Here is a 247-nt window from a genome sequence, read left to right as displayed (position 1 = left end):
CATGGCCTGCATGTAGACAGGGATACCTGCCTGATTTTCGCAAATCAGCTCAAGGACAACCTGGTTCAGTTCGGGCCGGTGATCCCGGCTATAACCCGGCACCAGTGCAATACGTTTTGTGTCATCCCCCAACAGACTGTCATAGTCACCATCGACATGAAAACTCGTGATATCCAAATGAACGGAATCGGGCTTCAGCCCCAATTTATCAACCACTTGCTCAGCAAGCACCTGATAAACTTCCGAC

At 50.2% G+C, this 247-nt stretch carries 1 pseudogene; it reads right to left on the bottom strand.

Annotated features, from left to right (window positions below):
• A pseudogene (locus tag SLS51_RS23740) lies at positions 1–247 on the bottom strand (IS1634 family transposase); the annotation flags it as partial.

The sequence above is a fragment of the Photorhabdus africana genome (assembly GCF_035181445.1).
Lineage (GTDB): Bacteria > Pseudomonadota > Gammaproteobacteria > Enterobacterales > Enterobacteriaceae > Photorhabdus > Photorhabdus laumondii.
This window is presented reverse-complemented; position numbering and strand designations above follow the sequence as displayed.